Origin of the sequence: Chitinophaga sp. CB10 (genome assembly GCA_001870995.2) — a bacterium.
Classification (GTDB): Bacteria; Bacteroidota; Bacteroidia; order Chitinophagales; family Chitinophagaceae; genus Chitinophaga.
Window position 1 is genome coordinate 214,785 of the sequence record MLAV02000009.1, and the last position, 14,108, is coordinate 228,892.

Genomic DNA, 14,108 nt, shown 5'->3' on the forward strand with positions numbered 1-14,108 from the left:
CCTGAATAGATACATGGATACTCAGAAACTACTGTACATCGTGCTGGCGCTTGGCGCCGGGTATATGATATACAGTACCGCCAAAGACCTGATCAAGAAGAAGCCATCCAAAGAGCCGGGGGAGCCGGCGCCTTCCAATAACAACAGCAACAGCAGCACCATATTGCCTTTGCAGCTGCAAGCCTATGAGCGCATGGCGCTGTACGTGGAAAGAATATCGCCGCAAAGCCTGATCAGCCGCATCTATCAGCCGGGCATGACCACGGTGGATATGCAGCTGGCCATGGTGCAGCAGATCAAAGCGGAATACGATCATAACGTTACCCAGCAAATCTATGTATCCGCCCAAACCTGGGATGCCATCAAAACCCTGAAGGAACAAACCATTTCCGTGATCAACCAGGTGGCTGCCACGCTGCCGCCGGATGCGCCGGCCATGGAGCTGAACAAGCAGCTGCTGGAAGTATTTGCCGAAGCAGGCGCCTCCCCTTCCGAGCTGGTAGCGCAGATCATCAATACCGAAGCAAAAAAGCTGATGAAATAATTCCCGAAAAGGCTATCTGACGCGGATCACCTCATTCATCAGGTAGCCTTTTCCATTGAAGTGAATATAGAGCGGATAGCCCAGGTACCAGGGGATACCCGGCTGTTTAAAATGCACCTGTATATGCAGGTGCGGTTCCGTACTGAAGCCCGAGTTACCGATGCTAGCCAGCGGCTGCCCGGTAGTCACCTCCTCCCCTTCGTGCACCAGCACGCTGTTCATTCGCAGATGCCCCATAAAAATATAACAGTTGGCCGTTTCAATCAGCACCTGGTTGGTGTTCTTAGGCCCCCGCTTCATATTCGGCGGGATATTATCCGGGTTGTTGCTGTAAGCCCTTACCACGCGGCCATTGCAGGGCGCGTACACGGTATCGCCAAAAATTTCGTAGTCATGCAGGTTCCGGGAGAAGATGCGGTTGGCCCGGCCGCCGAAGCGGTTCAGCTTTACAATATCCATCGCGTACACGGCGCCCCGGAGGCTAAAATGAAACAGGTTAGTCGGCAGCCCCTTCCCACCCTGTAATACAAAGTAACTGCCTTTTTTAAACGGGAATGAAAGCTCAATTACATCCGGCTTGCCGGTGGTGCCGGTAAAATAGAGTATGCTCAATACCGTTAGTAAGCCAGTAAAAAACAGGTTTAGCCTTACCTTCCAGCGGCGCGGCGGCGGCAGTGTTTGATCTTTTTTCCGGAAGCAGCTCCCTGCCAGCGCCAGCAAGGCCAGTACCCCAAAGGCATAGCCTGCATAGATGGTCAGGTACACCCAGGTACCAAAGAGATAGAGGAACACGGCGAGCGCGCAGCCTGCCAATAATGTGCTGTAAGCGGCCGGCAGCGGGCGGCGGCCCGACTTCCAGATAAGCCGGATGCTGAAAAAAGCCAGGAGTAACGTAATGCCAAGCAGCAGGTAGATGATCATCGGTGGCGTTAACTTTACTGCAAAATATCAATATTTTTCTCCACGGCGAAGTACCATAATAATTATGTAACATTGCAACGTCAGCACCAATCTACGATGGAAAAGCAAATACAAACCGATTCGGGCATTCAGATTGCGCCGGTATATACGCAGGAAGTGCCCATGCATGAACTTCCCGGGGAATTTCCTTTTACGCGCGGCATACATGCCTCCATGTATCGTGACAAGCTCTGGACCATGCGCCAGTACGCAGGTTTCAGCACAGCGGAAGCATCCAACGAACGATACCATTACCTGCTCAGCCAGGGTGTGATGGGCCTCAGCGTGGCCTTTGACCTGCCTACGCAGATAGGGTACGACTCCGACCACCCGATGTCCGAAGGGGAAGTAGGAAAAGTAGGCGTAGCCATTGACTCCCTGGAAGATATGGAGCGGCTCTTCAAAGGCATAGAGCTGGAAAAGATTTCCACTTCCATGACCATTAACGCTACCGGCTTCATTCTGCTCGCCCTCTACATCGCGCTTGCCAAAAAGCAGGGCGCCGATCTGAAAAAGATTTCCGGCACCATCCAGAATGATATTTTAAAAGAATACGCGGCCAGGGGCACTTTCATCTATCCGCCCAAGCCTTCCATGCGTATCATTACCGATATATTTGATTATTGCAGCCGCGAAGTACCGAAATGGAATACCATATCCATTTCCGGCTACCACATCCGCGAGGCCGGCGCCAACGCCGTACAGGAGCTGGCTTTCACCCTCTCTAACGGGAAGGCCTATCTGAAAGCGGCCCTGGAAAAAGGGCTGGACATCAACGTATTCGCCAAACGCCTCTCCTTCTTCTTCAACGCCCATAACCACCTGTTTGAAGAAGTTGCAAAGTTCCGCGCGGCCAGGCGCATGTGGGCGAAGATCACCACGGAGCTGGGCGCTACGGACCCCAAGGCGCAAATGCTGCGCTTCCACACGCAAACCGGCGGCAGCACCCTCACAGCGCAACAGCCGCTCAATAATATTGTACGGGTAGCCATTCAAACCATGGCCGCCACATTGGGCGGCACGCAATCGCTCCACACCAACGGTTACGACGAAGCCCTCTCCCTCCCTACCGAAGAGGCGGCGCGCATCGCGCTGCGCACCCAGCAGATCGTGGGTTACGAAAGCGGCATCCCCGATACGGTAGACCCGCTGGCAGGCTCCTTCTACGTGGAAGCCCTCACCAATGAAGTGGAGAGCAAGGCATGGGAGCTGATACAAAAGATAGATGCCATGGGCGGCGCCGTCAGCGCAATCGAACAGGGATTCATCCAGGATGAGATTGCAAAAAGCGCTTACCGCTACCAAAAGGATATTGAGAGCGGGGAGAAGATCATTGTAGGCGTAAATAAATTCACCTCCACGGACAACAATCCGCCGGAAGTATTCCGGATTGATGACAGCATCCGTAAGGTGCAGTCCGGGCGGCTGGCGGACCTCCGCGCACGTCGCAACAACGAAGCCGTAAACGCCCTGCTGGCACGCATCCGCGCCGCAGCGCATACGACGGAAAACTTAATGCCCATCGTAGTGGAAGCCGTGGAAAACCTGGCTACCCTCGGCGAAATTGCCGACGCCCTTCGCGCCGAATGGGGAGAATATCATTAAGGAAAAAAATATTTAATATTAAATTGCGACACAAAATAACTGCATAACTTGATTTACCGTAATACTTGTCCGCTTTGTGGTTCTTCCCAGATCCATGAAGTATTAACTGCAAAAGACTACACAGTATCTAAAGAAAGCTTTGGTATCTGGCACTGCGGTACCTGTACCGGCCGCTTTACCCAAAATGTGCCGGACGGCGCGCACATCGGCGCCTATTACCAATCCCAGGAATACATCTCCCATTCCGAAACAAAAGAAGGCCTCATCAATCGTTTATACCATAGCGTGCGTAAGATCACCCTGCGCTCCAAACAGAACTGGGTACGCAATGCCACCGGCATGAAAACCGGTTCCGTACTGGACATCGGCAGCGGCACCGGCGCATTCCTGCACTATATGAAAGCCGGCGGCTGGACAGTAACCGGCCTGGAGCCGGACGAAACCGCCCGCCACAACGCCAAACAACTTTACCAGGTAGAAGCCCTGCCGGTAGACCAGTTGTTTCACCTGCCGCAACAGCAGTACGATGCAATCACAATGTGGCACGTACTCGAACATGTACACGAACTGCATGCCTATCTCAAACAAATCCGCCAGCTGGTAAAACCCGAAGGCGCAATACTGATTGCCGTGCCCAACTACACATCCCTGGATGCGGAATATTATAAAGCGTATTGGGCGGCGTATGATGTGCCGCGGCACCTCTACCACTTCTCCCCTGATTCGATGGAGCAGCTGCTGGCATTTCACGGGATTAAGGTCGTGAAAAAACATCCCATGGTGTTTGACGGGTTTTATGTAAGTCTGTTAAGCGAAAAGTATAAGACGGGGAAAAGCAGGCTGTTTCAAGGGTTTATACACGGATTGAGGTCCTACAGGAGAGGATTGAAACAGGTGGAGAGATGCAGCTCGATCGTATATGAGTGTAAGTTGGAAGCATAAATTGTAGTGAAATAAAAAAAGAGGTGGCTGAAAGGCCACCTCTTTCCAGTATCATCCTTTTAATTCACCAGCTTCATCTCATCCACCAGCCTGCCGCATCCGGCAAACTTATCCACGATAAACAACACATACCTGATATCCACCATAATATTGCGGCAGATAGAAGGATCGTAATTAATATCGCTCATCGTCCCTTCCCAGGTGCGGTCAAAGTTAAGCCCGATCAGCTGGCCATACGCATTCAGCGCAGGGCTTCCGGAGTTGCCGCCGGTAGTATGGTTGGAAGCAATGAAGCATACCGGCATACGGCCGTTTACGCCGTATCTGCCATAGTCTTTCTGCTTATACAGCTCAATCAGTTTCGCAGGCACGTCAAACTCATAATCCCCCGGAATGTATTTTTCCATCACGCCATCCAGCCAGGTGTAGTAATCGTATTCCACGGCGTCTTTCGGACTGTAGCCATCCACTTTACCGTACGTTACGCGCAGGGTGCTGTTGGCATCCGGGTAAAAGTTCTTCTTCCCTTCAAATACATCCATCTGCGCTTTCATGTAAGTGCGCTGCCGCTTGTTGATATCCAGCTGCAGGGCGTTGAGGGCAGGCGCTACTTTTCGGGCAAAGCCTTCCCGCAGGAAGATGGCCAGCTGTACGGCCGGGTCGTTCACCGCCTGCTGCATCATCTGGTCAAATGGTAATTGTACCAGGCCGTTCACCTTGTCGTAGCCGGTGAATGCGGAAGTCGCATACACGTAGTCCGCCAGCTTGCGGCTATCCCCGTTGAATTTTTTCCAGTAGGCATTGAATTTATCATCGCGGAACTGCTCCGGTACCTTGTTCACATAAATATCCATCAGGCTGATGAACACATCTTTATCCACGCCGGCGTTGAAGTTGGCATAAAATGCCTGGATCGCTTCCTGGAAGGCCGCGCGTGTTTTCGCATAGCCGTCCGCGTTAGCTTTCTGCTTTTCCGCATTGTCGGTAAACTCCATGAATTTATCGATGGCGCTGTAGATCTCCGCATTCTTCGTCAGTTCGCTGTAGTAATCGCGGGCCTGCGCATACGGGTTGATCCGGATGTAGAGGGCGTTCAGGGTGTCCAGCACGCCTGCATACTGTTGTTGCAGGGCCGGGTTGGCATGCAGCAGTTGATTGTATGCTGCTTCATAGCGCTGTTTTTTAGCGATGCCGTCTGTCTTTTTGATACCCAGCATTTCGCCCTGCCATTTTTTCCAGTAGTTGGCGGTAGAGGCGAATTTAGCGGCGTATTGGATTTTAATCTGCTCATTCTTACGCATGTAGCCGTCAATGATCTTGAGGGCGGCATCGCGCATTTCCACCTTCGCGAAATCCAGGACCTCTACGGTCTGTTTTACCGCCTCGGAAGGCAGGTACTCCATCGTACGGCCGGGGAAGCCCATCACCATGGTAAAATCGTCTTTTTTCACGCCTTTCATGGAGATAGGCAGGAAATATTTAGGCTTTAAAGGCACGTTGTCTTTGGAGTACTCCGCAGGCTTACCGTCTTTGCCGGCGTAAATGCGGAACATGCTGAAGTCGCCCGTATGGCGCGGCCATACCCAGTTGTCCGTATCGGAACCAAACTTCCCGATGGAAGAGGGCGGCGTGCCCACCAAACGTACATCCTTATACGTTTCCGTTACAAACAGGTAGTATTTATTGCCTTCGAAGAAAGGTTTGATCATCACATCCTGCCAGGCTTCCCGCTTGGCGGATTGCCGGATTTCGGCCAGCTTCCGGTCGATGGCGGATTGCCTTTCCGTTTCTGACATGGATTTGGTGACGCCGGCAGTGGCCTCTTTGGTAATATCGTCGATACGGACGATGAAAGTAGCCGTGAGCCCGGGGTTTGGCAGCTCTTCAGCAAAAGATTTTGCCCAGAACCCGTTTTCCAGGTAATTATGTTCCAGTGAGGAATGCTTCTGGATGGAGCCGTAGCCGCAGTGGTGGTTGGTCAGTATAAGCCCCTGGGAAGATATTACTTCCGCCGTGCAAAAACCGCCGAAACTAACAATCGCGTCTTTGAGACTGCCTTTATTGATACTATAGATATCTGAGGCGTTGATTTTCATACCCATACCCTTCATCTCCTTCTCGTTGAGATTAGAGAGCAACTGCGGTAACCACATTCCCTCAGTAGCATACACGTGCTGCGATAGTACCATGAGTACCAGCAGCAGGCTTGACTTCACTGATTTTAACAACATATCTGATATTCTTTTAATAAAGCTGGCAATTTACATCATTCATCGACATAATCCCCCGGTTTGAAGAGTTATTGACAGATTATTGGGCAGATTGACCCAAATTTCGGATAGCGTATTAAATTCTGTCGTGCATGATCCGCTTAAAATCATCTGTCGTTCTCTCTCACCTGACCGGGTGGCTGATCCTGGTTTGCCTGTCGCTGTTTTTTACCAGCGGCCAGGCGGACGATGACCGGGCCTGGAAAGTACTCTGCTCTCCCGAGTTCTTCGTTTTCATTTTCACCTATTCCGCGCTTTTTTACTTTCATACCAACTTCCTGTTCCCGCAGTTATTTTTCCGGAAGCATTACCTACTGTACTTTTTGTCGCTGCTGCTGTTGTTGCTGATGGTGAACCTGATGCAGCCTTTCGATCATTTGTTCCGCCGTTTCAAGGGGCCGCACCTGCACCTGCCAGGGCCGCCGCCGGTAAGGTTTCATTTTGATTATTTCAGTATGTTCCTCTTCCTGCTGACCATCGCGCTCAGCGTGGCCATTGAAACCACGCACCGCCGCAGGCAAACGGAGAAACGGGCCCTGTATGCGGAAACGCGTAAAACGCAGGCGGAGCTGTCCTTCCTGAAAGCGCAGATCAACCCGCATTTCCTCTTTAACACATTGAACAATATTTACTCCCTGGCCATTACGCACAGCGAGTTTGCCGGCCCCAGCATCATGAAGCTCTCCAATATGCTGCGGTACGTGACGGAAGAAAATAAAAACTATGTATTGCTGCAGCACGAAATTGCCTGCCTGAATGATTATGTCGACTTACAACGGTTGCGCCTGAGCAGGCAAACCTCCGTTGGCTTTGCCGTTTCCGGGGAAGCGGGGATTAAATGCATTGCCCCGCTGATACTGTTGCCCTTTGTGGAAAATGCCTTTAAATACGGCATCAGCAATCATGAACCCAGCACGATTCACATTGCGTTGCATATAGAGGAAGATGCCGTGCAGTTCAACTGCAGCAACAGGATATTCCGGTTAGGGCAACCGGAGAGCCGCACCGGTGTTGGCATTGCCAACACGATACAACGGCTGGACCATCTCTACCCCGACCGCTATACGTTGGTCACAGAAGAGCAGGATGGGTACTATCATGTTGTTTTAAAATTGGTGGGTTTATATGGAGATAAAATTGCCGCTGACAGAATAGTGCATCGGCCGCGAACATAAATAGCGATGCCTGCTGCCGTATTACCAAATTGGTAAAGAAAGGAGGCGCAGCACTTTTCTGCTCGACAGATTTACACCCAAAATATGATACGGGGCAAACCCTGGCTGCGCCTCCCGGGAATTTAACCTGCAGGATGAATGGCAGGAATAAGCGGATACCTTATTGATACAGGTATCTTAAAGCGATAATATCGTTTGCGTTAAAGGTACGGTTACCACCGTTGGAGCAAGCCAGCATCCAGGAGTTAGGATCAGCAGTGGAAGGCGTACCGGGGATCAGGATAGCGCCCACGCCGGCAGAACCTTCGTTGGTAGGCGTACCGCCGCAGCTGTAAGCGCGGTTCATGTAATCCGTATGGCGCATACCGATGCAGTGGCCAATTTCGTGCTGGATAACGGAGCCTACATACAGCACATCCGGATTGGTGCCATAGGCATACTGGTTAGTGTTCATCAGGATCTGGCTGTAAGGGTTACCGTTAGCAGTCGGGAAACCGGAAGAACCGAGGGTAATGTAACCGCCGCTTGGCCCTTCATTGAAGCCCTGGATAGTAATGTTGGCGGTACCGGAAGTGATGCGCTGGAAAGTCATACGCAGCCCCAGCCTGTTGTAACGGGCAATGGCGGTATCAGTACCGGCAATGAAGGCAGTACCTAAACCGGATACTTTAACCTTGATGACGCGAGGCAATCCGGTTACCAGCCGGGTGGTGCGATACTGTTCGGTTTGCGCTACCTGTAAGGTAGGACCACTAACCTTTTGTTTCAGCTGATCATGGGAAAGGAAGATATCCCCTTCCACGATCACGCCCCCGTCGGTTGCATGTACATCGTTTGTAGAGAAGCCATAGGCTTTGATTTGGGCCAACACGTCGTCTGATACTTCCTGGGGTTTCGCATCTGTGTTTGTGTTGCTCTTTTGACAGGATACAATGGCGAATGCTGCCAGCAGGCAGAATAAAACACTAAGTGTTTGTTTTTTCATAGACTCAGATTTTGGGTTTTTAGAATAAAAAAATATCTTCACCCCGCCTGTTTACAGGCAGGCAGAATTTACTAACGCTATGAAACTAACATTGATGGTAACTCGGTGATTGCTATAGTTTACAGTGCGTACTTGTTGCGGGCAAGTAAAGGCTCTCAATTGTTCTCATAGCAAAACTACAGCTCACGAGGAGGCTTCCATAAACGGCAGTTCTTCTTAATGATTGGTGATGATTTACGACGCCGGCGTGAACCGGTAATAATTCAGATTTGCTCTTCAGATTAACTAACTAATTGTTGTGCGATCTAGTCAGATTTTGTTGATGTTTTTCAATTACGACTTACGTATTCAATATTACAACTTTCGGTTTATTTAAAAAAACATTTTGCAAAACTCTTCAGAAAAAAATTGGACTAAACAATTTATTGCAGTAGATTAGAAAGTCCATTGCCATTCTAAACGCAATATTTGCTTTGTCCCGCATGAACCACTATCTGCCCAAATCCGTTCTGCTATTCACTTTGCTGTTATGCTGCCGCAACATTTCCGCGCAGCAATATTTACCGGCAGACAGTGTGCGGTACCGTTACGCATTACAACCGATTGCTGAAACGCAGGCAAAGACTACGGCGGAAAACTGGCTCGTGATCTTTAAGAAATCCGTTCCGCCGCAACGCCTCGAAGCCTACGGTTTGCGCAAAGTCATTAACGGTAAAGCGTATATTATACAACAGCAAATCCCTGATAATGAACTGGCAAAACAACTCTCCTACCAGGGGCCTGCCAACTGCAACTGGAAAGCAAGTGAAGCGTTGTTGCAGCAGCTGGAACAAGCCTCCCCGGACGATAGCATCACCGTCAGGGTTAGTCTGAAAAATGAATGGACTGCGCCCGCTTATGTGGCAGTAATCAGCTCCAGGAAAGATTATAATATCGCGATGGTTCAACTGCCCGTGAAGCGGTGGCCGCAATTCATCGCGGACACGATGATCGCCTTCGCGGATAAGCCCCGCAAGGCCCGGACGGAAATGATACTCAACGGCGCCAATCCCTATGTAAACCGCATCAACATCGCCCGGGAAAAATATCCCGGCATCGATGGAAAAAGTATAGCCGTTAGCGTTAAAGAGGACCGGTTTGATACGACGGACCTCGACTTTGCCGGGCGCATCATCTATAACCCGGACGCCTCTACGAACTTAACTTCCCACGCCACCACCATGGCTACCATCATCGCAGGGGCCGGCAATACAGGCGCACTGGGGCTGGGAGCGGCGCCGGCGGCAGGCCTCAGCAGCTCCAACTTTAACATTACCCTGCTCCCTGACACAGCCACCTACTACCGCAAGTATAACATCACCCTGCAAAACCACTCTTACGGTACGGAAATAGAAAACTTTTACGGGCCCGATGCCGCCGCATACGATCAGCAAATCTATGCAGCGGATACGCTGCAACATGTGTTTTCCGCCGGCAACGTAGGCGCGCAGCCTGCCACTGACGGCATTTATAAAGGGCTGGTTTATGCCAACCTCACCGGCAACGTGAAGCAGGCTAAAAACCTGCTCGTAGTAGGCGGTACGGACGCTGCCGGCAACTTCATCTCCCTGTCCAGCCACGGCCCCGCTTACGACGGGCGCATAAAGCCGGAGCTCTCCGCCTTCGGGCAGGACGGCACTTCCGGCGCAGCGGCCACCATTACAGGCATCAGCACGCTGCTGCAGGACTACTGGAAGCAACAAACCTTCACCGCCATGCCTTCCGCCCTGCTGAAGGTAATACTGCTCAACAGCGCCACCCGGGCGCCGGGCGCCGGGCCTGACTACCGCTCCGGCTACGGCAGCGCCAACGCGCTGCATGCCCTGCAAACCCTGGCGGATAAACGCTACAGTAAAGGCAGCGCTACCAGCAACGGCGCTACCGGCATCGACATTAACGTCCCGGATAATACCCGCGAACTGAAGGTAACTTTGTACTGGAATGATATACCCGGCGCCGTTAATGGGCATAAAGCGCTCGTACACGATTTGGATTTACGTGTAACCGCTGCCGATGGTAGTTTATATCTCCCCTGGATATTAAACCCAGCGCCGGACTCCCTCGCCCTGCCCGCCAAACGCGGCAGGGATACGCTGAATAATGTGGAACAGGTGACTATTTCCAACCCCGCGGCCGGCAAGGCGCACATCACCGTCAGCGCCGGGCAGCTGCGCGCTGCGCAGCCCTGGTACATCGCGTATGAATGTGTACCCAAGGCCACTTTCGCCTGGCATCACCCGGACGCACATACCATCATGGAAGCCACTACCAACGTAGACCTCTACTGGGAAAGCACCATGAGCGGCAACGGGCAGCTGCAGTACAGCCTGGACAGTGGCGCCACCTGGCAGACCATCATTACGGATTATCCCGTCAGCAGCGGCTACCTGAACTGGTACGTGCCGAACGTATTCAGCAAAGCCCTGCTGCGCTTCCAGCTGCCGGATACCAGCTTTGCCAGCCCTGCCTTCATCATTTCCCCGAAGGTGGGCATACAAACGGGCTTTAATTGTGCAGACAGCGCCTTCATCTTCTGGAACCCCATCCCCGGGGCTGAGCGTTACGAGATCTATAATATGGGCAAAACCCAGCTGCAGCCATACCGGCAAACCGCCGATACGTTTTTATTCATCGGTAAATCCCAACCCGCATCCAGCAATTTCGCCGTGAGCCCCGTGCATGCTGCCGGCTGGGAAGGCTACCGCAGCTATACGGTAGATTTTACCACCCAGGGCGTGGATTGCTATGTAAAAAGCCTCATCGCGGACAGAACGGTGGACAATGCCGTGCCGCTCACCCTCATCCTCGGCAGTACCTACCAGCTGAAAGAAGTAGTATGGCAGCGTTACAACGGTAAAACCTGGGAGAACCTGGCCACCACGCCTATTACCAGCGCCCTGCTGTATTACCAGACCGATTCCCATACCTGGGAAGGCCTGATGCACTACCGGGTGCAGCTCAATACCTTCGATGGGCGGGCGTTTTACTCCGGCGTGTCTACAGTACAGATTTTCAAATCAGACCATATCATGGTATTCCCTAACCCCGTGGTAAATACGCTGGGTATTATGGACCCGCAGGTAAGGGAGCGGCAGGTAGTGATCACGGATATGAGCGGGCGGGAACGCATGCGGGTAACGATAACGGATAGTTTGGAGGGGATAGGGGTATCCCGGCTGCCGGCAGGGATGTATAACTGTACGATTTACTATAACGGGCAGCGGATATTCAACAGGAAGTTTATAAAGCAGTAAGCGGATCCTTGAGAAACCGCCGCCAAATAGCTGAAAGCCACATCGCCACAAATAACAAAAGCCCTCGCTGATGCGAGGGCTTATTCATCTATATGCTTAATTAAAGTAATTCGGATGAATACCGGTTACAGGTGAATTGCTTCGCCGTAAGCAACTTCGATCGCGTCTTTTACGGACTCGCTCATAGTTGGGTGCGGGTGGATAGAATCCAGCACTTCCTGGTAAGTAGTTTCCAGTTTACGTGCCACCACGGTTTCAGCGATGATCTCGGTAACGTTGGCGCCAATCATATGCGTACCCAGCCACTCGCCGTATTTGGCGTCGAAGATCACTTTTACGAAACCGTCTGTAGCGCCGGCAGCAGTTGCCTTCCCGGATGCGGAGAATGGGAATTTACCCACTTTCACTTCGTAACCTGCTTCACGTGCAGCTTTCTCGGTATAACCTACAGATGCTACTTCAGGCGCGCAATAAGTACAGCCCGGAATGTTCATGTAGTCGATAGTAGCTGGTTTGTGCGCGTATTTTTTCTCGTTGTAAGCCAGTGCTTCCACGCAAACGATCGCTTCTTTGGAAGCTACGTGCGCCAGCGCCTGACCAGGAACCATGTCGCCGATGGCATAGATGCCCGGAACGTTGGTTTGGTAGTATTGGTCTACCACAACGCGACCTTTGTCAGTTTTGATACCCAGTTGCTCCAGACCGATGTTCTCGATGTTGGCAGCAATACCTACCGCGCTCAGTACCACGTCTGCTTCCAGGGTGATTTCACCGGTAGCGGTTTTAACTTTCGCTTTCACGCCGTTGCCGGTAGCTTCTACCGCTTCTACAGAAGAATTGGTCATGATTTCGATACCTTTCTTCTTGTAGATCTTTTCCAGTTCTTTGGAGATATCCTCATCTTCCACCGGAACGATGCGAGGCATGAATTCAACGATAGTTACTTTGGTACCCAGGGTAGAGTAGAAATAAGCGAATTCCACGCCGATAGCGCCGGAACCTACAACGATCATGGATTTAGGCTGTGTAGGCAGGGCGAGTGCTTCGCGGTAGCCGATCACATTTTTACCATCGATCTTCAGGTTAGGCAGTTCACGCGCACGGGCGCCTGTAGCCAGGATGATGTGTTTTGCATCATATACGGTAGCTTTACCATCTTTATCGGTAACTTCTACCTGGCCTTTGGCTTTCAGTTTACCATTGCCCATGATCACATCGATCTTGTTCTTTTTCATCAGGAACTGTACGCCCCTGCTCATTTTATCAGCAACGCCACGACTACGTTTGATTACTGCCGGGAAGTCCACCTGTGCGTCAGCAACGGTAATACCATAGTCCTTGGAGTGCTGCATATATTCCAATACCTGTGCAGATTTCAGTAATGCCTTAGTAGGAATACAGCCCCAGTTTAAACAGATACCACCCAGGTTTTCTCTTTCCACGATAGCGGTCTTAAATCCCAGCTGTGAAGCACGGATAGCAGCCACATATCCGCCGGGCCCACTACCAATTACGATAACGTCGTATGCCATATTGTTTAATTTTTATAAAACTTGCCAAAGGTAGAAATTAATTATTGAATTCCACATCCGGAATTAATTATCGGAGGTCTACCACTTCCACGCCCGGGTATTTCTTAGGGTCGAACACGAAAGTTGCGTCATTCACGGCCGCATTTGGCGTAAAGTTGGTGATTTCGTAAGTATAACGGTTGCCATTTTTCTCGAAAACCTTCATTTTCGCGATATTCTGGGCTTTTTTGTCCACTGACACGATCACCTTGAAGATGTTCTTGGATTTGTCAGTAGGCGTCATTTCGATGTTTTGCAGCACCTTCCCCTTTTCGGTGGTTTCCGGTGTCAGGCGGTACAGGAAGTCCTTATCGTAAAAATTGGTAAACAGCTTGGCCGGCGTCATCGCGCCGCTGCTCTGGTCCACGTTGTTGATCGTCACCTCATTCACATCCTTCGCATAGGTCCAGGAGGTCTTGTTATCGCTGATAATTTCCTGGCCTTCCATGGTTACCTTGTATTTGGAACCTTTCATATATACAGTGCCTTTCTTGGATTCGGCCACGCTGTTGTTGGCGCCTTCCACCTTCAGCACGAAATTGGCGACTACGGATTTCAGGGCTTTGAATTTGGAGCTTACGCCATCCAGTACGGTTTTGGCCTTAGGATCGCTCGCCTGCTTAGACTGCGCCATACCGCTGAAAATGATTCCGCTCAGTAACAATCCTGTTAATAAAAATTTCTTCATCGTAGTTCGTTTTTAATTTACCCCCGTATAGTCAAAAGCTATGCCGTCAGGGCTGGTTGAGTCATTTGAGGGTCC

At 51.2% G+C, this 14,108-nt stretch carries 10 protein-coding genes; 5 read left to right on the forward strand and 5 right to left on the reverse strand.

From position 1 onward, the window contains the following. Nucleotides 1-13: 13 nt before the first annotated feature. Nucleotides 14-544, forward strand: a complete 531-nt coding sequence (locus tag BOC67_RS14945) for a hypothetical protein (protein WP_291911346.1) — start codon at nucleotides 14-16, stop codon at nucleotides 542-544. 12 nt (nucleotides 545-556) lie between these two features. Here the strand turns inward: BOC67_RS14945 and BOC67_RS14950 are convergent, their stop codons facing one another. After that, a complete protein-coding gene (locus BOC67_RS14950; RefSeq protein WP_291911348.1) occupies nucleotides 557-1,465 on the reverse strand; it encodes a M23 family metallopeptidase in 909 nt (302 codons plus the stop codon). A 96-nt stretch (nucleotides 1,466-1,561) separates the two neighbouring features. Between BOC67_RS14950 and BOC67_RS14955 the strand changes: the two genes are divergently transcribed. Beyond that, nucleotides 1,562-3,109 carry a methylmalonyl-CoA mutase gene (locus BOC67_RS14955; RefSeq protein WP_291911351.1) on the forward strand — a complete coding sequence of 516 codons (1,548 nt, stop codon included), beginning with the start codon at nucleotides 1,562-1,564 and terminating at the stop codon, nucleotides 3,107-3,109. 48 nt (nucleotides 3,110-3,157) lie between these two features. Beyond that, the gene (locus tag BOC67_RS14960; RefSeq protein WP_291911354.1) at nucleotides 3,158-4,051 is read left to right on the forward strand and encodes a class I SAM-dependent methyltransferase; all 894 of its coding nucleotides are present in this window, start codon (nucleotides 3,158-3,160) and stop codon (nucleotides 4,049-4,051) included. A 59-nt stretch (nucleotides 4,052-4,110) separates the two neighbouring features. On the opposite strand, the gene BOC67_RS14965 is transcribed toward BOC67_RS14960, so the two are convergent. Further along, nucleotides 4,111-6,282, reverse strand: a complete 2,172-nt coding sequence (locus tag BOC67_RS14965) for a S46 family peptidase (protein ID WP_291911357.1) — start codon at nucleotides 6,280-6,282, stop codon at nucleotides 4,111-4,113. Between the two features lie 131 nt (nucleotides 6,283-6,413). On the opposite strand from BOC67_RS14965, the gene BOC67_RS14970 reads away from it, so the two are divergent. Further along, nucleotides 6,414-7,496: a sensor histidine kinase gene (locus BOC67_RS14970; protein WP_291911360.1), complete on the forward strand. Its 1,083-nt coding sequence runs from the start codon at nucleotides 6,414-6,416 to the stop codon at nucleotides 7,494-7,496. Nucleotides 7,497-7,656: 160 nt separating this feature from the next. Here the strand turns inward: BOC67_RS14970 and BOC67_RS14975 are convergent, their stop codons facing one another. Further along, a complete protein-coding gene (locus tag BOC67_RS14975; protein ID WP_291911363.1) occupies nucleotides 7,657-8,481 on the reverse strand; it encodes a M57 family metalloprotease in 825 nt (274 codons plus the stop codon). A 482-nt stretch (nucleotides 8,482-8,963) separates the two neighbouring features. Between BOC67_RS14975 and BOC67_RS14980 the strand changes: the two genes are divergently transcribed. After that, nucleotides 8,964-11,774, forward strand: a complete 2,811-nt coding sequence (locus tag BOC67_RS14980) for a S8 family peptidase (protein WP_291911368.1) — start codon at nucleotides 8,964-8,966, stop codon at nucleotides 11,772-11,774. Between the two features lie 125 nt (nucleotides 11,775-11,899). On the opposite strand, the gene lpdA is transcribed toward BOC67_RS14980, so the two are convergent. Next, nucleotides 11,900-13,306, reverse strand: a complete 1,407-nt coding sequence (lpdA, locus tag BOC67_RS14985) for a dihydrolipoyl dehydrogenase (protein ID WP_291911371.1) — start codon at nucleotides 13,304-13,306, stop codon at nucleotides 11,900-11,902. A 67-nt stretch (nucleotides 13,307-13,373) separates the two neighbouring features. After that, complete coding sequence (locus BOC67_RS14990; RefSeq protein WP_291911374.1) at nucleotides 13,374-14,033, reverse strand: outer membrane lipoprotein carrier protein LolA; 660 nt, start codon at nucleotides 14,031-14,033, stop codon at nucleotides 13,374-13,376. Nucleotides 14,034-14,108: the final 75 nt, after the last annotated feature.

Coding starts and splice junctions, on each gene's coding strand:
- BOC67_RS14970 (WP_291911360.1), top strand. CDS start 6,414: ATGATCCGCTTAAAATCATCTGTCGTTCTCTCTCACCTGACCGGGTGG.
- BOC67_RS14990 (WP_291911374.1), bottom strand. CDS start 14,033: ATGAAGAAATTTTTATTAACAGGATTGTTACTGAGCGGAATCATTTTC.
- BOC67_RS14975 (WP_291911363.1), bottom strand. CDS start 8,481: ATGAAAAAACAAACACTTAGTGTTTTATTCTGCCTGCTGGCAGCATTC.
- BOC67_RS14955 (WP_291911351.1), top strand. CDS start 1,562: ATGGAAAAGCAAATACAAACCGATTCGGGCATTCAGATTGCGCCGGTA.
- BOC67_RS14950 (WP_291911348.1), bottom strand. CDS start 1,465: ATGATCATCTACCTGCTGCTTGGCATTACGTTACTCCTGGCTTTTTTC.
- BOC67_RS14945 (WP_291911346.1), top strand. CDS start 14: ATGGATACTCAGAAACTACTGTACATCGTGCTGGCGCTTGGCGCCGGG.
- BOC67_RS14980 (WP_291911368.1), top strand. CDS start 8,964: ATGAACCACTATCTGCCCAAATCCGTTCTGCTATTCACTTTGCTGTTA.
- BOC67_RS14965 (WP_291911357.1), bottom strand. CDS start 6,282: ATGTTGTTAAAATCAGTGAAGTCAAGCCTGCTGCTGGTACTCATGGTA.
- lpdA (WP_291911371.1), bottom strand. CDS start 13,306: ATGGCATACGACGTTATCGTAATTGGTAGTGGGCCCGGCGGATATGTG.